Source organism: Hydrogenophaga sp. (assembly GCF_022844385.1).
GTDB lineage: Bacteria > Pseudomonadota > Gammaproteobacteria > Burkholderiales > Burkholderiaceae_C > Hydrogenophaga.
In genome coordinates this window covers 8,986-11,175 of sequence record NZ_JALHLX010000091.1, presented here as the reverse complement: position 1 = coordinate 11,175, position 2,190 = coordinate 8,986, and the positions used below count along the sequence as shown (strand labels likewise).

General features: G+C 66.7%; 3 protein-coding genes. 2 read left to right on the top strand and 1 reads right to left on the bottom strand.

The features are described 5' to 3' along the window. Nucleotides 1–76 precede the first annotated feature (76 nt). Both Q0C59_RS14120 and Q0C59_RS14115 read left to right on the top strand, forming a co-directional pair. On the top strand, nt 77–718 hold the full coding sequence (locus Q0C59_RS14120; RefSeq protein ID WP_291216522.1) for a LuxR family transcriptional regulator: 642 nt from the start codon (nt 77–79) through the stop codon (nt 716–718). A 6-nt stretch (nt 719–724) separates the two neighbouring features. Then, on the top strand, nt 725–1,372 hold the full coding sequence (locus Q0C59_RS14115; protein ID WP_291216521.1) for a Crp/Fnr family transcriptional regulator: 648 nt from the start codon (nt 725–727) through the stop codon (nt 1,370–1,372). Between the two features lie 3 nt (nt 1,373–1,375). On the opposite strand, the gene Q0C59_RS14110 is transcribed toward Q0C59_RS14115, so the two are convergent. Then, nucleotides 1,376–2,068 carry a hypothetical protein gene (locus tag Q0C59_RS14110; protein ID WP_291216519.1) on the bottom strand — a complete coding sequence of 231 codons (693 nt, stop codon included), beginning with the start codon at nt 2,066–2,068 and terminating at the stop codon, nt 1,376–1,378. Nucleotides 2,069–2,190: the final 122 nt, after the last annotated feature.

The following is a 2,190-nucleotide window of genomic DNA, read 5'->3' as shown; positions in this document are numbered from 1 at the left end:
ATCCCATTCAAGGAGAGCGGTCATGTGGCAAGCCAGCAGCGCAAGCAGAGCGTCCGACATTCACGAGCCCCCCGGCATGTCCGGTCAACCTGTGATGGGGCGCGCGCACCTGCTGCGGGTGCTCGACGAAGTCGACTACGGCGTGCTGATCATCGATGCGCAGGGCACGATCCTGCACGCCAACCACCTCGCGCGGCACGAGCTCGCCAGCGGTCGCATGCTCATGTCGTACGGCAACAGCCTGCTGGGCAGCAGCGCCGAGTTCACCTCGCAGATGCAGACCGCCATGGAAGCGGCGTTTCGCGGGCAGCGTCGGCTGGTCTTGCTGAACAAGGGCGAACGTGAACTCTCCCTGGCCTTCACGCCTTTGAGCCATCCGCTGGAAGCCGACACACCCACCGTGCTGGTGATGCTGTCGCGCCAGAGCGCCTGCGACAACCTCGCGGTGCGCATGTTTGCCCGCACAATTGGCTTGAGCCCTAGCGAAGAAGCGGTGCTCATGGGTTTGTGCCGCGGTCTGGAGATCCCCGAGATCGCGGCCGAACACGGCGTGGCGCCGTCCACCATCCGCAGCCAGATCAAGACCCTGCGCGAAAAGGCGGGCTCGCCGAGCATTCGCCGCCTGCTCCAGCGCATCAACAGCCTGCCCCCGGTGGTGCCCGCCTTGCGCATCGTCATGCCCATGCCCCACAATGCCGCGGAATCCATCCACCCGTGAGCTTGAATGCCGGTCACCCTCCCCGCTGCCTTTGCCCATCCCAACCAACACATTGAAGCCCTGGCCGCGCAAGGTGTGCAGCGCCGCTACCGCCGCGGCACGCTGCTGATCCAGGAAGGTGAGACCGGTGACACGCTCTACATCGTGCTGCAGGGGCGGCTGCGCGCATTCCTGTCGGACAACAACGGACGCGAACTGACCCTGGGCCTGTACGGCCCGCTGGAGTACGTGGGCGAGATGTCGCTCGATGGCGGGCCGCGCTCGGCGAACGTGGAAGCCGCCGAACCCAGCACCTGCGCCGTGGTGACGCGCGCCACCTTGCTGGCCTACATCGCCGAACACCCCGAATTCGCGCTGGAGCTCATGGCCCGCCTGATCCGCCGTGCGCGGCTGGCCACGGAGAGCGCGCGCAGCGTGGCGCTCATCGACGTGTATGGTCGCCTCGTGCGCCTGCTCAACAGCATGGCCCAGCTGCCCAACGACAAGGGCGAACGTGCGCTCAAGGAGCGCCTGACCCACCAGCAGATGGCGCAGCACCTGGCCTGCTCGCGCGAGATGGTCAGTCGCCTGCTCAAAGACCTGGAAACGGGCGGCTACATCGACGTGCGTGAGCGCTGGATCTGGTTGCTCAAGACACTGCCCGCGCGCTGGTAGTGCTCAGGGCAGGTTGATCAGCCGCCGCGCCTCTTGCGGTGCCGCTGAACTGGTGCCCGCCAGCCGCACCACGCTTCCGCTCAAGCTGCCCGCGCCGAGCACGCCCCACAGCGCCGGGTTGTCGTCGCTCGCGGCCAGGGTGTCGGGCACTTTCTTCACGCCAGCGCGTTGCGGGCGCCTCGCGTCCGGGTCGGGTTTGCGTGGGGAGTAGCGCGCAAAGTGAGCGCCAGGTGAAGCGTGTCGGCGAATGCCGCCCACGCTCACCGTGTTCTGCCCGGTCGAGAGGCTGTTGAAGGTGCCGCTGCGGCGAATGGGTGTGGGGTTGTCCGGGTGGTCCACGAAGCTGCCGATGTTGCCGCTGGTGTCGTACCACGCGTCTTCAAAGTACGACTGCCGGGCCCCGGTGTTCTGGCCCAGCGCCACATCGTCGCGCTCCACGTAAGCGTCGAACACCACCGGTTCGGTGCCGGTGTTGGTGAGCGTCACTTGCCACGAACCAAACGGAGCGGTGACCGCTTTGGCGCTGCGGCTGAAGGTGGGCGCCAGTGCAAGCAGGGCACAGGTGCTGCCCGTGCCGAGCGCCGAGTCGTTCGGAAAGATCAGGCTGCACAGGGGCAGGCCATCGTCGCCGAGCCACAAGCCGGACTGACCTTGGCGCAGCGCAGGCAAGGCCTGCGCATGGCCAGGGGGTTTCACACTGATGGCCGCACCCTCTGCCCCGCAGGGTATCCAGATCTCCAAAAAACTTTGCGTATGGTCATCAGGTTGTACGCGCCAGTGCAACGGCAGCGACGCACCCGGTGCCAGCGTGTCATTGG